This is a genomic window from Stenotrophomonas sp. 89682_Sma, assembly GCF_056481405.1.
On record NZ_CM151147.1, the window covers coordinates 1,936,313 to 1,952,141 of the forward strand.

The 15,829-nt window shown below is 67.2% G+C and carries 11 protein-coding genes; 9 read left to right on the plus strand and 2 right to left on the minus strand.

The annotated features are described in order from the left end of the window. Nucleotides 1-45 precede the first annotated feature (45 nt). Nucleotides 46-1,047, minus strand: a complete 1,002-nt coding sequence (gene ftrA / locus ACZK29_RS09080) for a transcriptional regulator FtrA (RefSeq protein ID WP_478446951.1) — start codon at nucleotides 1,045-1,047, stop codon at nucleotides 46-48. 516 nt (nucleotides 1,048-1,563) lie between these two features. Between ftrA and ACZK29_RS09085 the strand changes: the two genes are divergently transcribed. From ACZK29_RS09085 to ACZK29_RS09125, 9 genes are all read left to right on the plus strand, one after another. Further along, nucleotides 1,564-4,140: a TonB-dependent receptor plug domain-containing protein gene (locus ACZK29_RS09085; protein ID WP_478446952.1), complete on the plus strand. Its 2,577-nt coding sequence runs from the start codon at nucleotides 1,564-1,566 to the stop codon at nucleotides 4,138-4,140. Between the two features lie 89 nt (nucleotides 4,141-4,229). Beyond that, nucleotides 4,230-4,811 (plus strand): FMN reductase, encoded by a 582-nt coding sequence (gene msuE / locus ACZK29_RS09090; protein ID WP_478446953.1) that lies wholly within the window; start codon nucleotides 4,230-4,232, stop codon nucleotides 4,809-4,811. Nucleotides 4,812-4,969: 158 nt separating this feature from the next. Further along, the gene (locus ACZK29_RS09095; RefSeq protein WP_005416277.1) at nucleotides 4,970-5,332 is read left to right on the plus strand and encodes a DUF3088 family protein; all 363 of its coding nucleotides are present in this window, start codon (nucleotides 4,970-4,972) and stop codon (nucleotides 5,330-5,332) included. 14 nt (nucleotides 5,333-5,346) lie between these two features. Further along, nucleotides 5,347-6,324, plus strand: coding sequence for an MsnO8 family LLM class oxidoreductase (locus ACZK29_RS09100; protein ID WP_111204016.1), 978 nt, complete (start codon nucleotides 5,347-5,349; stop codon nucleotides 6,322-6,324). Between the two features lie 18 nt (nucleotides 6,325-6,342). Continuing rightward, nucleotides 6,343-7,686: an LLM class flavin-dependent oxidoreductase gene (locus tag ACZK29_RS09105; RefSeq protein ID WP_478446954.1), complete on the plus strand. Its 1,344-nt coding sequence runs from the start codon at nucleotides 6,343-6,345 to the stop codon at nucleotides 7,684-7,686. 4 nt (nucleotides 7,687-7,690) lie between these two features. Then, entirely contained in the window at nucleotides 7,691-8,911 is a 1,221-nt protein-coding gene (locus ACZK29_RS09110; protein WP_478446955.1) for a M20 aminoacylase family protein, read from the plus strand. Beyond that, a complete protein-coding gene (locus tag ACZK29_RS09115) occupies nucleotides 8,908-9,459 on the plus strand; it encodes a GNAT family N-acetyltransferase (protein WP_106549611.1) in 552 nt (183 codons plus the stop codon). The genes ACZK29_RS09110 and ACZK29_RS09115 overlap by 4 nt, the downstream gene beginning before the upstream one ends. Further along, nucleotides 9,456-11,201 carry an amino acid ABC transporter permease/ATP-binding protein gene (locus ACZK29_RS09120; RefSeq protein ID WP_111204014.1) on the plus strand — a complete coding sequence of 582 codons (1,746 nt, stop codon included), beginning with the start codon at nucleotides 9,456-9,458 and terminating at the stop codon, nucleotides 11,199-11,201. The genes ACZK29_RS09115 and ACZK29_RS09120 overlap by 4 nt, the downstream gene beginning before the upstream one ends. 15 nt (nucleotides 11,202-11,216) lie before the next feature. Beyond that, nucleotides 11,217-12,194 (plus strand): ABC transporter substrate-binding protein, encoded by a 978-nt coding sequence (locus ACZK29_RS09125; protein ID WP_478446956.1) that lies wholly within the window; start codon nucleotides 11,217-11,219, stop codon nucleotides 12,192-12,194. 59 nt (nucleotides 12,195-12,253) lie between these two features. On the opposite strand, the gene ACZK29_RS09130 is transcribed toward ACZK29_RS09125, so the two are convergent. Continuing rightward, entirely contained in the window at nucleotides 12,254-15,373 is a 3,120-nt protein-coding gene (locus ACZK29_RS09130) for a galactose-binding domain-containing protein (protein WP_478446957.1), read from the minus strand. Nucleotides 15,374-15,829 lie beyond the last annotated feature (456 nt).

Here is a 15,829-nt window from a genome sequence, read left to right on the forward strand (position 1 = left end):
TCTTGCGGCGGTGGGGGCGCCGTGGAAAGCCGGGAAAGAGGGCACTCAGCAGCCGACCAGACGGTCGGCACCGATGCCATTGCGATGCTGGCTGCGGTACTCGGTCGGGCTGGCGTCGGCCTGGCTGCGGAAATGGCGGCGGAACGACTCCTGCGAGCCGAAGCCGGCCTGCTCGGCGACCCACTGCAGCGGCCGGTCGGTGGTTTCCAGCAGTTCGCGCGCGAAGGCCACGCGCTCGCGGATCAGCCAGTCGATGGGCGACAGGCCGGTGGCTTCCAGGAACTGCCGCTGCAGGGTGCGTTGGCTGAGTGCGGCCTGCTCGGCGAGGCTGCCAAGCGAATGTGGCTCGCGCAGGTTGCGGCGCATCCACTCCATCAGCTTCGCCAACCGCGTGGGCTCGCCGTTGGGAATGGCCCGGCTGACACGCTGGCTGCGCCCGGCATCGCGCCAGGGCGCCAACACCAGCCGTTCGGCAACGAGATTGGCCACGCGCGCGCCATAATCCTTGCGCACCATGTGCAGCATCATGTCCATGCCGGTGGCTGAACCAGCGGAGGTGATGATGCTGCCGGTATCCACGTACAGCACATCCTCGCGCACGTCGATGCGCGGGAACGCGTGCGCCAGCGCTTCGGTGAGGCGCCAGTGGGTGGTGGCCTGGCGGCCGTCGAGCAGACCGGCCCATGCCAGCACGAAGGCGCCGGAGCAGATCGAGGCGATGCGCGCGCCACGTGCGTGGGCGCGGATGAGTGCATCAAGCAGTGCCTGTGGCGGACGCTCGCTGGGCTCGCGCCAGCCGGGAATGACGATGATGTCGGCGTCATCAACAGTGCTGAGATCGTAGGGCAGCTGCACCTGCGCACTGCCGAGCATGCGCAGTGCGCCGGGCTCGCCTGCGCATAGCTGGGTGCGGTACCAGGCCACGCCGAGTTCCGGTCGCACGGGTGCGAACAGGCCCACCGCACAACCGAACTCGAACAGCCCCTGGCCGTGGCAGGCAACGATGGCGACGAGCGGCGCGGTGGGATCGGCAGGTGGGCTGGGCATGGCCTGATGCTACGGGTCGAGGTGCGCGGCGCGGAGTGGTGCGCGGGCATGAGGTTATGCCTGTGGAGCATGTGCGCGGGGGAGCATTCGTCTGGCTTGGGGCACCCGACTGGGTAGAGTCGACTGTCAGTCGACTGCTGTTGGCGACACCGATGAAAACGCCGCGCTGCGCGCGATAGTCGACTGACAGTCGACTCTACCCTGCCGTTCGCCGTTCGCCGTTCGCCGTTCGCCGCCCGCCGCCCGCCGCCCGCCGCCCGTCACCCGTCACCCGTCACCCGTCACCCGTCGGTTGTCGCCCGCCGCAGCCCGCCGGCTGCCCGCCCGCCGCGCATCATCCAACGTCGGTTGCCCATCGTCACCCCATTTGCGTAGCGCCCAGCGCTGCCTAACCTCATTACCAGCGGTCATGTGGGTGGCCGGATGTTACGGCTGGGTGACGCGTTCATGCCTGTCGCAGTTGGTGAACAGGCCCTTGAATGGAAGCGTGTTTCCGGCCCACCCCCACGAGCCCCCATGCCTGCCGCCCACACTCCTGTCCTGAGCTCTCTTGCCGTCCTGATCGCGGCCACCCTCGCCACGTCGCCCAGCCATGCCGCTGAAGCCGATGCGGATCCTGCCACCACGGCGGCATCCGCCAATGTCGCGGCATCCACGCTGGATGCCGTGGTCGTTACCGGTTCGCGCACCAGTACGCGCACGGTGAAGAACAGCTCCACGCCGATCGATGTGATCTCCGCCGAAGACCTCACCGCCACCGGCCAGGCCAACCTGCTGGAAGCACTGCAACGCGCGCTGCCGTCGCTCAGCCAGATCGGTGGCTACCAGAGCGACCAGGAGAGCCTGATCCGCGGCTACCAGCTGCGCAACCTGTCGCCGGGCTACACGCTGGTGCTGGTGAACGGCAAGCGCCGCAATGCCAGCGCCTACGTCAGTGGCGCAAACGGTGGCGGCTTTCCGGGCCACGCCTGGGCCGACCTGGCGCTGATTCCGGTCTCAGCCATCGACCACGTGGAAGTGCTGCGCGATGGTGCGTCGGCCATCTATGGCTCGGATGCGATCACCGGTGTGGTCAATGTGATCCTGAAGTCACAGGCACAGGGTGGCGAACTGGCTGTGGAAAGCGGGCAGAGCACCGACGGCGATGGATCGCGCACCAGCGTGCGTGCCAACGTGGGCCTGCCGTGGGGCCAGGACGGCTTCGTCAACCTGTCTGGCGAGACCACCCGCCAGCATCATGCGATCCGCACCCGCCGCTACATCGATGGCTACCTGAGCTATCCGGCGGTGGATGGCAGAGGCAATCTGGTGGCGTTGCGGCCGAACAATCGATTGCCAGCGGGTGCTGCGCCGAACCCGGCCGAGGCCAACCGCGATGCCGAGGCCAACACCATCCTCAGTTCGCCGTCGTACGCGTTGAAGGCCTTTGCGGTGAACGTGGGCCATGGCCTGGGCGAAAGTGCGCAGTTCTACGCCAATGCCACCGCCAGCGATCGCACCGCACAGGCGATCCAGAACTTCCGCCTGCCGGCGACCATCTTCACCACCTACAAGGCGCCCGGCGTGTTGAGTGTGTTCCCCGATGGCTTCCTGCCGGTGCTGGAAACCAAGGAGAAGCAGTACACCGGCACCGCGGGCGTGAAAGGCCAGATCGCGGGATGGGACTATGACGCCAGCCTGACCGGCAACCGCAGCACGGTGCGCACCTACACCCGTAATTCGGTGAACTACTCGCTTCCTTACCCGGGATCGCCCACGGATTTCTATGACGGCAAGCTGGACTACCAGCAGGGTATCGCCAACCTGGACCTGCGCCGTGGCTTTGAGGTGGCAGCGTTCGCCTCGCCGCTGGAAGTGAGCGCGGGCGCCGAGTACCAGCACGAACAGTACGAACGCGGAGCAGGGCAGTGGGAGTCGTATACCGGCTTCGGTGCGGCCGCCTTCGTCGGCTATTCCACTGCCGACGCGGTGAAGGCTACCCGCAACAGCAAGGCGGTGTACGTGGGTGCGGCCAGCAACATCACCTCGCGCTGGTATCTGGATGCCGCTGCGCGCTGGGAAGACCACTCCGACTTCGGCAGCGTTTCCACGGGCCGCCTGACCACGCGCTTCGACTTCACCGACGCGTTGGGTGTACGCGCGACGGTCAGCAATGGCTTCCATGCGCCCAGCCTCGGCGCGCAGTACTACCAGGCCACCGGCAGCTGCCCGTGCGGTACCACGCTGGTGGCGCAGGTGTCGTCGCCGGCGGCGATCGCACTGGGTGCCACACCGCTGAAGCCTGAGAAGGCCACCAACTACAGCCTGGGCGTGACCTGGGACCCGAGCCCGGCCTTCCACCTGGCCGTGGATGCGTACCAGATCGACATCCGCGGCCAGCTCGGCCAGTCCAGCCAGATCGGCTACAACGCACAGGACCCGGCGCGCGTCACCGACAACAGCGGCACGGTGCTGAGTGCGGCGCAGAAGAACACCATCGATGCGCTGCTGGGGTCGGCCGGCATCAGCATCCTGCCGGGTGATGCGTTCTACGCGAGCTACTTCACCAACGTGGGCAACACCCGCACACGCGGCGTCGAATTGACCCTGGAAGCGAACCAGGAAACGGCATGGGGCAAGCTGCGCTGGAGCTACGCGGCCAACGTGGGCCGCACCACCATCCAGAAGGTCAGCGACATTCCGGCGGCGCTGCAGGGGCTGCCGAACATCAACCTGTTGACCAAGAGCAGCGAGTACGCGCTGCGCTTCCGTACGCCGAGCTACACGCAGGTGGCCGGGCTGGGCTGGCAGAACGGGCGCTGGCGCTCGAATGTGGACTTCACGTACTACGGCCCGATCAAGCGCCTGAACAACGGCGTGGAGTACAAGCAGCCGCCGGTGCTGGTGACCAATCTCTCCGGTGCGGTGGAACTGGGTGCGGGCTGGAGCGCTGCGCTGGGCATCAACAACGTGTTCGACAAGCGCACCCGCAAGGTGCCGGAGTACGCGCGCAGTGCCACCGATGTGGCCAGCATCGAGACGACCTGGGACAACGGCGATGTGCTGGGCAACGTCGGGGCGTACTGGTATGGGCGGGTCAGTTACCGGTTCTGAGGTTCAGGCGAAACGTCGCCGGGCATGGCTCGGCTCTACAAAAGGCGAACGGCGGCCGGACGTAGTCCGGCATCATCGAGGAGCAGTTCATGTCTTCTGCATTGAAGGTGGTTGCATTGGTGGGGTCGCCGACCAGTTCGGCGACGTCGCGCACGTTGCTGCTGGTGCGGCATCTGCTGGAGTCGTTGCAGCAGCGGGTGCATGCGAGTGTGGATCTGGTGGAGCTGGCGCCGATCGCGCGCTCGCTGGGGCAGTCGTTGTCGCGCGACGAAGCGGAGCCCGTCGTGGAGCAGGCGCTGCGGACCATCGAGACCGCCGAACTGCTGGTGGTGGCCGCGCCGGTGCATCGCGGTTCGTATCCGGGGCTGTTCAAGCACCTGGTCGACTTCATCGAGCTGGAGGCGCTGGTGGATACGCCCGTGCTGTTGGCGGCGACCGGTGGCAGCGAGCGCCATGCACTGGTGATCGACCACCAGCTGCGGCCGTTGTTCAGTTTCCTGCAGGCGCACACGCTACCGATCGGGGTGTATGCCACGCCTGCGGACTTCGATGGCGAGCACATCAACAGTGCAGCGTTGCAGGCCCGCATCGCGCTGGCGACCGAGCGCGCGGCCGGGCATCTGGCTGTGCAGGCGCTGGCGGTACCGGCGCCGCTGCGACGGATCGCCTGACGGCATAACCGGCGGCGCTTTGCTTATGGCCAAGGCGCATCTGCATGGCCGGATCTGACCGCCGATTGTCGCCTGGCATCGCCGTCCCGGCGGCCGTCATCTCTAGCATCGATATCGAAGCGGCATCGCATTGCCGCCCCCCCGATGAGGACGCCCCCGTGAGTCTGGACGCAACCGACAAGCCCATCCTGTTCCTGCTCGACCGTGAGTTCGAGGACGGACAGATTCCCGGCCAGCGCTTCTTCTGCCGGCACAGCCTGCTGCTGGAAGGGGCACTGTCGAGCATCGACGGCCTGGACGCGCAGCTGGACGTACGTCGCATCGGTTTCGCGCGGCCACGCCGCGAGGTGATTGCCGAGATCGGCGAGCAGGACCAGTCGTTGCCGAAGCTGGTGCTGCCGCAGGGCGTGCGCAGCGAACTGGCCAGTGGCGCGCACCAGGATCGCCAGTACATCTCCGGTGCCGAGCCGATCCTGGCCGCGCTGAACGGATTGCTCGGCATTCCCGTGGCCCACCCCTGAGCGAGGACGCGACGATGAGCTATCAGATCAGCGTGCTGGACAAGAGCCCGGTGGCCGAGGGCGCCTCGCCGGAGCAGGCGCTGCGCAACAGCCTGCAGCTGGCGCAGCGCGCCGAACAGCTGGGCTATCACCGCTACTGGTTTGCCGAGCACCATGCCGCGCCGACCTTGGCCAGCCCCGCGCCGGAAGTTCTGGCGGCCTGGGTGCTGGCGCAGACCCGGCGCATCCGTATCGGAAGCGGCGGAGTGATGCTGCGCCACTACGCGCCGTACAAGGTGGCGGAGAACTTCAACCTGCTGGCGGCGCTGGCGCCAGGGCGCGTGGACCTGGGCGTGGGCAAGGCCCCCGGTGGCCTGCCGGCCTCTACGGCGGCATTGGCAGCGGGGCGACCGGCGTTTGCCGATTTCGACCAGCAGCTGCGCGACCTGGAGGGTTACCTTTCCGGCACCGAAACCGAGGCGCAGGCGCGCCCGATTCCGCAGCAGGCGCCGGAGCGCTTCCTGCTTGGTGCCAGCCCGCAGAGTGCGCAGCAGGCGGCCGAGCTGGGCTGGCGCTTCGTCTACGCCGCGCATTTCGATGGCGACCCGAAGCACATTGAGGCCGCGTTCGACGCCTACCGCAGCGTCTCCTCGCAGTCCCCGCTGCTGGCCACGGTGGCCTTCGCCGCACCGACTGCGGAAGCCGCTGCGCGTCATATCGGTGCGCTGCGCGTCTACAAGCTGCACCTTGGTCCCGGGCAGACGGTGAACCTGCCCAGTCCCGAGGCGGCCGCCGAATATGCACGCCAGGTAGGCGTGGCCGACTTCCGCATCGAGGAAACCCGCCCCAGTGTGTTGTCCGGTGATGCGCAGCATGTGCGTGACGAACTGGATGCGCTGCACCGGCGCTTCGGCGTGGGCGAATTCATCCTCGACGCGCCGGTGGCCGACCTCGACGCACGCCTGACTTCCCTTGAGCTGCTGTCGCCCGCGCCACGCGCGGCGGTGGCCTGACCTGCAGGAGCGACTCCCATGAGCACCACCCCGCGCCACATTCCGTTCGGCATCATGCTGCAGGGTCCCGGCAGCCACATGCATGCCTGGAAGCATCCATCCAATCCGGCTGATGCCAGCGTCAACCTGCAGTTCTACATCGACATCGCGCGCACGGCCGAGGACAACGGCATCGCCTTTGGCTTCGTGGCCGATGGCCTGTACATCAACGAGAAGTCGATCCCGCACTTCCTCAACCGCTTTGAGCCGATCTCGCTGCTGTCGGTGCTGGCCACGGCAACGAAGAAGATCGGCCTGGCCGGCACGCTGTCGACCTCCTACAGCGACCCGTTCACCGTGGCCCGGCAGTTCGCCTCGCTGGACCTGCTCAGCGGCGGCCGTGCCGGTTGGAACGTGGTGACCTCGCCGCTGGAGGGTTCGGGCCGCAACTATGGCCGGCCGCATCCGGAGCACGCGCTGCGCTACCAGATCGCCGATGAGTATCTGGACGTCGTGCAGGGGCTGTGGGATTCCTGGGACGACGACGCCTTCGTGCGTGAGCGCGACAGCGGCACCTTCTTCGCACCGGAAAAGTTCCGCCGTCTCGACCACAAGGGCCGCTTCTTCCAGGTGGAAGGCCCGCTCAACATCCAGCGTTCGCCGCAGGGCCAGCCGGTGATCTTCCAGGCCGGTTCGTCCGACGATGGCATTGCACTGGCCGGCAAGTACGCCGATGCGGTGTTCACCCATTCGCCGTCGCTGGAAGAAACCCGCGCGTTCACCCAGAAGGTGAAGAACTCGGCGATCGCGCACGGTCGCAGCGGCAACGACGTGAAGATTTTCCCGGGCATCGGCCCGATTGTCGGCCGCACCGCCGAGGAGGCAGAAGCCAAGTACCAGGCAATCGCCGCGTTGGCCACGCTGGAGGATGCGCTGGCCTACCTCGGGCGCTTCTTCGATCACCACGATTTCAGCCAGTACGACCCGGACGCACCGTTCCCGGAGCTGGGCGACATCGGCAGCAATTCGTTCCGCTCCACCACCGACCGCATCAAGCAGGACGCGCGCGAGAAGGGCCTGAGCCTGCGCCAGGTTGCACTGGAAGCGGTCAGCCCGCGGCCGAACTTCATCGGCACACCGGAGCACGTGGCCGATGAGTTGATCCGCTGGTTCGATGCCGGTGCCAGCGATGGCTTCATCCTCGGCTTCGCCGCGCAGCGCGAAGGCCTGGACGATTTCGTGACCCAGGTGCTGCCGATCCTGCAGGCGCGCGGCTACCACCAGCGCGAGCTGACAGGGCAGACCCTGCGCGAGCATCTGGGCCTGCCGTACAAGGCCAGCCGCTATTCGACCGACGCCGAACCGGCGCGGAAGGTGGGATAAGGCGATGAGCGGAGAGAACTCGGTAGCGCCGGGCCATGCCCGGCGGGATCCCGCGTCCATCGGCGTGCTGCCGGAAATTGCAGCGCGCGCCGAGGCCGCCATCGCGATCCGTCACGATCTGCACCGCCACCCGGAGCTGGCCTTCGAGGAGCACCGCACCAGCGCCCGTGTGGCCGAGTTGCTGCAGCAATGGGGCTATGAGGTGACCACCGGGCTCGGCGGCACCGGCGTGGTCGGCACGCTGCAGCGCGGGCGGGGCAGCCGTCGCCTCGGCCTGCGCGCCGACATCGACGCACTGCCGATCCATGAGGACTCCGGGCTGGCCTACGCCAGCCAGACCGAGGGGCTGATGCATGCCTGCGGCCACGATGGGCATACCGCCATCCTGCTGTCCGCTGCACACTACCTGGCCCATCACGGTGATATCGACGGCACCCTGCAGCTGGTATTCCAGCCCGCCGAGGAAACCGGCTCGGGCGCGTCGAAGATGATTGCCGATGGGCTGTTCGAGCGCTTCCCGGTGGATGCGATCTATGGGCTGCACAACTGGCCAGGCGTGCCGGTGGGTCACTTCGGTTTCGTCGACGGCCCGGCGATGGCCTCGGTGGACTGGGCGCGGTTGAAGGTGATCGGCAAGGGTGGCCACGGCGCCGAGCCACAGGGCAGCGTCGATCCGATCCTGGTGGCGGCACACATCATCACCGCGCTGCAGAGCGTGGTGTCGCGCAATGTCGATCCGCGGCAGATGGGCGTGGTCACCGTCGGCTCGATCCATGGCGGCCAAGCCGCCAATGTGATTCCGGACGTGGTGGAGCTGAAGCTGACGGTGCGCGCCTATCTGCCGGAGGTGCGCGACACCCTGCGGCGCCGGGTGACAGACATTGCCGAGCAGACCGCTGCAGCGTTCGGTGCCCGCGCCGAGATCGAGTTCCCACGTGGCTTCCCCAGCGTGATCAACCATTCGCAGCAGACCGCCTACATCCGCGAGGTGGCAGTGCAGGGCTTCGGTGCGGATCACGTGGTGCCCGGGTTCGCGCCGCGCACCGCCAGCGAGGACTTCGCCTTCCTGCTGCAGGCGCGCCCCGGCAGCTTCGTCTTCGTTGGCAACGGTGACAGCGCCCCGCTGCACAGCCCGCGCTATGTGTTCAACGACGCGGCCATCGCACCCGCCGCCAGCCTGTGGGCACGGCTGGCCGAAGACTATCTGGCGAAGGACGCGACATGAGCAGCAACGAACGCTTCCTCTATACCTCGGTGGATGATCCGCTGGCACGGCCACTGTTCGATGGCCTGGAGCAGGAGTACGACAGCCGCTACGCCGACGTGCGCCGCCGCATCGGCGGCAGCGCCCGCGAGGAACTGCAGCGCTACCCGGCGCAGGCCTTCGCCGCACCGGTAGGGGCGTTCGTGCTGCTGCTGCGTGATGGCGCTGCCATCTCGGGTGGCGCCTTCATGCCGCATCGTGATCCGGATACCGCCGAGTTCAAGCGCATCTGGACGCTGCCCGGGCTGCGCCGCCAGGGCATCGCGCGGCGCGTGCTGCAGGAGCTGGAAGACCAGGCGGCACGCCAGGGCTATCGGCGTGTGTTCCTGACAACCGGCTTCCGCCAGCCCGAGGCAGTCGGCCTGTACCTCAGCCATGGCTACACCGCGCTGTTCGATCTGGACGCGGATCCGGAAACCATCGCGCACCTGCCGTTCGAGAAGCTTCTTGGGCAACCGGCGCCAGTGCTTTCGCCGTCCCAGACAGTGCTGCACGGAGCCCACGCATGAGTACGCCGTCGTCTGCGCTTGAGGGGATCACTGCGCGTCCAGCGCCAGCACCCGAGTTGAAGGTCGTACCGGCCCGGCATCCGCTGCAGGTGGTTGGCACGGTGCTGGCGCTGGCGCTGATCCTGATCGGCCTTCAATCAGTACTTGGCAATCCGCGTTGGGGCTGGGGCACCTTTGCCGAATGGTTCTTCGCACGCCCAGTGCTTGAGGGCCTCGGCCGCACGCTGCTGCTGACCGCGCTTGGCACCGGCCTCGGCTTCGCGCTGGGGACCCTGCTTGCGTTGGCCCGCGTCTCCGGCTCGCCGCTGCTGTCTGCGGTGTCGTGGGGCTATGTGTGGCTGTTCCGCTCGATCCCGCTGCTGGTGCTGTTGTTGCTGCTGAACAACCTGGGCTACCTGTACAGCACCATTGAGCTGGGCGTACCGTTCACTGGCATCAGCCTGTTCTCGTACCCGACCACGCAGCTGATCGGCGTGTTCACCGCAGCAGTACTGGGCCTGACCCTGAACCAGGCGGCGTTCTCGGCCGAAGTGATTCGTGGCGGCATTCTCTCGGTCGACCACGGACAGTATGAGGCGGCCGCTGCGCTTGGCCTGCCGCGTGGCCGCCAGGTGCGCCGCATCATCCTGCCGCAGGCAATGCGCTCGATCCTGCCGGCCGCGTTCAACGATGTGATCGGCCTGGCCAAGAGCACGTCGGTGGTCTACGTGCTGGCGTTGCCGGAGCTGTTCTACACCGTGCAGGTGATCTACCGCCGCAATCTGGAGGTGGTGCCGCTGCTGATGGTGGCCACAGTCTGGTACCTGGTGATCCTGACCGTGCTGTCGCTGCTGCAGCGACGCGTGGAGCAGCGCTTCGCGCGCGGCCAGCTGCAGCGCGAGCGCTCGGTTTCGCGCGTCTCATCGCCTCAGCGCGTGCAGAGCGATGCCGCACCGCGCGTGGCCAACCGCCCGCGCATCGCCACCCAGGTCGAAGCGGGCGAGGGTGCGGCGGTATCGCTGCATGGCGTGGGCAAGGCATTCGGCGAGCAGCCGGTGCTGGAAGACGTGAACCTGGACCTGCGCGCCGGCAGCGTGACCGTGCTGATCGGCCCCTCGGGTGCTGGGAAATCCACGCTGCTGCGGCTGATCAACCACCTGGAGCGCGCCGACAGTGGCTACGTGACTGTCGGTGGCCAGCTGATCGGCTACCGACGCGATGGTGACACTCTGTACGAACTGCCGGAGCGTGAGATCCGCCGTCGCCGCGCCGAAGTCGGCATGGTGTTCCAGGGCTTCAACCTGTTCCCGCACCTGACCGCGCTGGAGAACATCATCGAGGCGCCGATCGCCGTGCGTGGCGTACCGCGCGCGCAGGCCGAAGAGCAGGCGCGCACGCTGCTGGAGCGGGTCGGCCTGGCCGACAAGGCCGATGCGTTCCCACGCCAGTTGTCAGGGGGCCAGCAACAGCGCATCGCGATTGCCCGCGCGCTGGCGCTGCAGCCGAAGGTGCTGTTGTTCGACGAACCCACCTCGGCGCTGGACCCGGAGCTGGTGGCGGAAGTGCTCAGTGTGATCGAAGAGTTGGCCAGCTCCGGTACCACGCTGGTGATCGTCACCCATGAGCTGGGCTTCGCCCGCCGAGTGGCCGACCACGTGGTGATGATGGACCAGGGCCGGGTGATCGAGCAGGGCACGCCCGAGGCGTTGTTCGAGCGCCCGCGCCAGCAACGCACGGCCGATTTCCTGGCCAAGACCCTGTAACCCTCAAGGAATGCCATGAGCCCTGCATCCCCCCGTCGCCCCTCGCGCAGCACCCTGTTGATCGTGGGCGTGCTGGTCATCGGCATCGCCGGCATCGTCTATTCCCGCGTGCGCCAGGCCCCGGAGGCTGCGGTGGTGGCCGCGACCAGCCTGGCCGGTACCAACACCACCGTGCTGAAGGGCACGCTCGATCCCAAGGCGCAGGCCTTGATTCCCGCCGGCTACCGCTTCGTCACGCCGGGGGCGTTCACCGTGGCGACCCATCCGGGACAGTTGCCATTGGCCGACTACGGCGCCGACAGCAAGGACGTGGTCGGCATCGAGCCCGACATCGCGCGCCTGATCGCCGATGCGCTGGGCCTGAAGCTGGTGATCGTGCCGGTGGCATGGGCCGATTGGCCGCTGGGGCTGGAATCGGGCAAGTACGATGCAGTGCTGTCGAACGTGACGGTCACTGAAGAGCGCAAGAAGAAGTTCGATTTCTCCAGCTATCGTTACGACCTGCTGGGCATCTATACGCGCACTGATGGGCCGATCCAGAAGATCGAGAAGCCGGCGGACGTGGCGGGGCTGAAGGTGGTGGTGGGTGCCAGCACGAACCAGGACCAGATCCTGCGCCAGTGGGACCAGCAGAACATCGCCGCGGGCCTGAAACCGGTGGAGTACCAGTACTTCGACGACGCGGTGGTCGGCCGTTTGGCGGTGATCACCGGCCGCGCCGATGTCTCGTTCGAGCCCAATGCCACCGGCGCGTACTCAGCACGCGATGGCAAGGTTCGGCGCGTGGGCCTGTTCCCCGGTGGGTGGCCGAACGCCGCTGCGATCTCAGTGACCACGCGCAAGGGCAGTGGCCTGGCCGATGCGGTGACGCAGGCGCTGAACACGCAGATTGGCAGTGGCACCTATGCGCAGGCGCTGAAACGCTGGAACGTGGCCGAGGAAGCGGTGCCGCAGTCGCAGACCAATCCGCCAGGGTTGCCGACGCTGCAATGACGCCGGGCGTGGCCCGGCGCTACCTCCGTCTTTGTAGAGCCGAGCCATGCTCGGCTGCTCTACCAACGTGCCTCCAGCGTCTTGAACGGCTTTGCCAGGCGCACACCCTCGGCATCGAAGTTGGAAACGCTACGACCATCCACACGCACCGCCTTTGGCATCGTGCGCGCCGGCCACCAGACCTTCACCGCCGTCCCGTTGCGCAGCCCCTCGCCAAGCGCCACCGTCAGCACGCCGTCGCGCTGCCGCGCCTGCATCTGCAACGTGCCATACGCGGTCGGCAGGCGTTCCACCGCCAATCCATCCCCCGCCACCCACGACGGCGGCGTACCCGGCAGCAGCGACAGCGCATCATCGTCTTCGCGCATCAGCATGCCGAACAGCGTGCGGCCGTACTCGGCGCCGATCCAGGTGTGGGGCATGTCGCCGAGGTAGCGCGGGAAGCGCAGCCGCGAATGCAGCACTTCGGCCAGCACCTGCCACTCAAGCGGGCGTCGATCATGCAGCAGGCCCTGCAGCAGCTCGTCGGCCACCTGTGGCTGGCCAAGGTGCACGTAACTCAGCACGTTGCGGATCTCGTACGGTGTGTACGCATACAACGCACCTGGCTGGCCGCGCTTGCGCACATCCTCGAGGTAACGGGCGAAGGTGGTGCGCAGCGCTTCGGCGGGCAGTACGCTCTGCGCCCCGGTGGGGTCCAGCGCGATCGATACCCCGGTGGGATCGCCATCGCCCAGATCGGCAGAGGACGGAATGAAGTCGATGCCCTTCCACGCCATCGTCGCCCGGATCGAGGCGTGCAGCGCGTCGTAAAGCAGTTTGTACTGTTCGCGTGCCCACACTGCAGTCTCGTGGTCGCCCAGCGATTCAGCCAGCCACGCGCCGTCGTGCCAGCCCTTCAATCCCCAGTAGTCATCCCAGTAGCTGTGAGTGGGCGAGGGGTAGCCCTCGTGGCTGATCGACGGCGCAAGAATGCCGGCGAAGCGCTCCGGCGCTGGCTGGTCGGCCTTGTAGCCGGGCGCCAGCGTGCGTTCGCGCAGTTCCTGCAGGAAGCGCAGCGCGGCCTTCACTTTCGGCAGATAGGCACGTACCGATTCGGGTCCGCCATCGAGGCGCGCGACATCGGCCACCAGCGCCACGTACTGGCCCTGGCTGTCGTACTCGATATCCGAACCGAAACCGGTGTTGACGCTGCCATCGTCGTTGAGGATCGGCGAGACCAGGCCGTTGGCATGCACGCCGTGTTCGCTGTACCAGCCCAGGTAGTCGCGCGCGACCTTGGCTTCACCCATGCGCAGCAGCACCGCCGAGGTGGCCATGCCGTCGCGGATGAAGGAGCGGTTGTAGTTGCGCGGGCCGGGCTGCATGGCCGGGCCGGTCTGGTTGATCAGCATGTAGGCGGCCTGCGCGCGCAGCATGTCCACCAGTGAGGGATCGGGCAGGCGCAGGCCGACCTGGCCCAGCCGTGCCTGCCAGTCTGTTGAAACCTGCGTGGCCAGGGTGTCGAATGCCGTGCTGGCGTCGCGCGGCAGCGAGGCCAGATCGAGCGGTGGTGCCTCGGGCAGCACACCATTGGTATCGGCGGCGGCAGTACCCAGCGGGAAGGCGGCCACGACGGCATCGCTGGCCCCCGGATCCAGCGAGATACGGTAGTCCAGAGCGGCGGCGGCCAGACCCTGCTCGTCGCGTGCCTGCTGGGTGGAGGGCAGCTGACCAGCGGCGAGGGCCGAGGTGATTTCCGTTGCGCCCTCCTTGCCGAAGGCTGCCGCACCGGACGCCGATACCGGCGTTAGCGAGCGCAACAACGTTCGCCCGTTGATGCGCACCGCCTGCCCATCGATGGTCACTTCACGGATCGGCGACAGGCCACCGTTCTGCCACGGCGGATTCATCTGCATCGGGCGTACGACAAGGCTGAGCGTGCCTTCGATCCTGGTGCTGCCGGTGTTGTGCAGGCGGTGGCGCAGGAAGGTCACCGGCTGGCCATCACGTTCGATGGCGAACACTTCGCTGCGCAGTTCCAGCCCGGGCTGCGGCGACCAGGTGGCGGAGGGCATCGGCTTCCAGCCATCACGCAATGCATGCTGCACGTTCTGCCCGGCGGCACCTGCAGTGCTCCCATTGGCGCTGCGCCAGATCGGCTGCACCAGCGGCGCGCCCTTGAACGCTTCCAGGTTGCCGTACTCGTCGAAGATCGATTTCTGTCGCCCGGCATGCACACCGACAGCGGTCCAGTAGGTCTGCTGCATCTGCAGCGAGGCCGGGAACAACGCGCGCTGCGCACCGCTGGCGGCAATCTGGTACTGCTTCATCGGCGTCATCACCGCCTTCGGCCCGAGCAGGCGCAGGCGTGCCACCTTTGGTGCAGGACCATCCACGCTCAGGCGGAATGCACGCACGGATTGCGCGGTATCGGCGGCGAGCCAGCTCTGCTTGTGATCTGCCGCCTGCGCATCGTGGGCCAGTTCCTGCCAGCGGCCTTGGGCGTCCTGTGCCTGCAGGCAGGCCGCACCGCGCGCGCCATCGGCCCATTCCACTGCCAGGCCAGCCGTGGATTGCGTGCGCGGCAGCGTGATGTCGAGCGTGTGGCTGCCACCTTTCCCGGTCGGCAGGGCGACCGGACTGCCGCCTTGCCAGAGTGCGGCTGCCTGCGTCGCATCGACACCGCCGATGCGAGCGCTGAGTGTGCTGTCCAGTGGCTCCATCTCGAAGATCGACACGCCCCAGTCGGAGGTGCGCTGTGGGCTGGCCAGCCGCAGGTAGCGTGCCTGGCGTGGTGCGAAGTACAGCGTTTCCACGTCGCCCAGCGAATCGGCCATGGTGTACGCGGTCTGCCACTGCGTGCCATCCAGTGAGGTCTGCAGTGAATAGCCTTCCGGATTGGAGACATCCCAGGTGAGGCGCGCGCCGGCCAGCAGGGTGGGCGCGCCCAGGTCGATCTGGAACCAGTGGCCGGGGCTGAAGGCGCCGCCGGTGACGGTCTTCGGGTCGCCGTCGATCAGGTGGCTGATCGCCATCGCCGGTACCTGCTGCGAAGAGCTGCTGGCTTGCCATTGGCTGCGCGGGGGGAGGGTCTGTGCCTGTGCGCTGGAGGCGAGGGCGGCCAACAGCAGGGCAATGGCAGATCCCCATGGGATAGCTGAGCGGGAGACCTTGGAGCGTTCGGCGCGCAACGTCATTACGGACAGCCTCGCAGGTTCGACCGGAATCGGGCGAGCGCTACGCTAGCAAGGTATGTAATCGGTTACATGACGCGCTGCAGTAGCGCCAGGCTGTAGCGCCGGGCTGTGCGTGGCGTGTCGGAGGCATGACCGCGTTGACGGCTATGGCTCTGGACGCGCGCAATGGAAGGGCTAGCTTGGGTCGAGGCCAAGGAGTTCAATATGGGTTGTCATTTGACAACCTTCGTTGGACAGGTGCAGGCTTCGGAGAAGGCGGATGTCTCGTGCGCGTCACCCCGACAAGGACATTGAGGCCGCATTGCGATTAGCGGAAGCAAGGGGGTGGAGATTGCGGGTAGGTGGCAGCCATGCGTGGGGGCGGATGTACTGCCCCTATAACGACAGCAAATGCCGGTGCGGGAATTCTGCGTCGTGAGCATCTGGAGCACGCCACGCAACACCTGCAATCACGCC

What these genes read in the sequence shown, in the direction of transcription:
- ftrA (WP_478446951.1), bottom strand. Translation starts at nt 1,047, where the DNA reads ATGCCCAGCCCACCTGCCGATCCCACCGCGCCGCTCGTCGCCATCGTT.
- ACZK29_RS09085 (WP_478446952.1), top strand. Translation starts at nt 1,564, where the DNA reads ATGCCTGCCGCCCACACTCCTGTCCTGAGCTCTCTTGCCGTCCTGATC.
- msuE (WP_478446953.1), top strand. Translation starts at nt 4,230, where the DNA reads ATGTCTTCTGCATTGAAGGTGGTTGCATTGGTGGGGTCGCCGACCAGT.
- ACZK29_RS09100 (WP_111204016.1), top strand. Translation starts at nt 5,347, where the DNA reads ATGAGCTATCAGATCAGCGTGCTGGACAAGAGCCCGGTGGCCGAGGGC.
- ACZK29_RS09105 (WP_478446954.1), top strand. Translation starts at nt 6,343, where the DNA reads ATGAGCACCACCCCGCGCCACATTCCGTTCGGCATCATGCTGCAGGGT.
- ACZK29_RS09110 (WP_478446955.1), top strand. Translation starts at nt 7,691, where the DNA reads ATGAGCGGAGAGAACTCGGTAGCGCCGGGCCATGCCCGGCGGGATCCC.
- ACZK29_RS09115 (WP_106549611.1), top strand. Translation starts at nt 8,908, where the DNA reads ATGAGCAGCAACGAACGCTTCCTCTATACCTCGGTGGATGATCCGCTG.
- ACZK29_RS09120 (WP_111204014.1), top strand. Translation starts at nt 9,456, where the DNA reads ATGAGTACGCCGTCGTCTGCGCTTGAGGGGATCACTGCGCGTCCAGCG.
- ACZK29_RS09125 (WP_478446956.1), top strand. Translation starts at nt 11,217, where the DNA reads ATGAGCCCTGCATCCCCCCGTCGCCCCTCGCGCAGCACCCTGTTGATC.
- ACZK29_RS09130 (WP_478446957.1), bottom strand. Translation starts at nt 15,373, where the DNA reads ATGACGTTGCGCGCCGAACGCTCCAAGGTCTCCCGCTCAGCTATCCCA.